Consider the following 320-nt stretch of genomic DNA (forward strand, 5'->3'; position numbering starts at 1 on the left):
GATGATACGAAACCAATGACTTTCGAAGATGGTCAGTCAACAAAAACAGTTCCAGGTGTAGGTGAATACAGCATCAATCCAGATGGCTCTATTACCTTCACTCCAGACAAGAAGTATGTTGGAACTCCAGCTCCAGTAACGGTTAGACGGGTAGATAAGAATGGCACTCCAGTGACTGCGACTTATACCCCAACAGTAACCAAGGTAACACCAACAGGAACCGGCGCAACCAGCACAGGCCCTCAAGGTGTTCCGCAAACAGGTACACCAACCCTCCAAGGTGGCGACCCACTGGTTCCAATTGATGAAACAGTTGAGCC

The 320-nt window shown here is 48.8% G+C and carries 1 protein-coding gene; it reads left to right on the plus strand.

Annotated features, from left to right (window positions below; genetic code table 11):
• On the plus strand, positions 1–320 hold a 320-nt coding region (locus HMPREF2991_RS11090; RefSeq protein WP_257371822.1), incomplete at both ends, for a hypothetical protein.

This window comes from Streptococcus sp. HMSC072D07, from assembly GCF_001814835.1.
Taxonomy (GTDB): domain Bacteria; phylum Bacillota; class Bacilli; order Lactobacillales; family Streptococcaceae; genus Streptococcus.